1 pseudogene is annotated in these 222 nt (G+C 75.2%); it reads right to left on the reverse strand.

Annotated elements, in window-relative coordinates:
- Window positions 1–222: pseudogene (locus C7C46_RS36115) on the reverse strand (hypothetical protein); the annotation flags it as partial.

Below are 222 nucleotides of genomic sequence, written 5' to 3' on the forward strand. Positions count from 1 at the left end.
GCCCCCTCCCCCCCCCGGGCCCCCCCCCGCCCCTCCGGGCCCCTGACGACCGGGCCCGCGCCGGAGCAGACCAGGTTCTCCTCCCGCACCGCGCGCAGGTCCAGATGGTCCTGCAGCAGCTGCCGCAGTAGTTCCCGCCCCGCCGTCTCCAGGTGTTCTTCCAGCTCCGCGTGAGTCCACGCGTCCGCATCGCCGCCTGACAGGGTGCCCATCAGCGTCTCG

Source organism: Streptomyces tateyamensis, assembly GCF_003205575.1.
Taxonomy (GTDB): domain Bacteria; phylum Actinomycetota; class Actinomycetes; order Streptomycetales; family Streptomycetaceae; genus Kitasatospora; species Kitasatospora tateyamensis.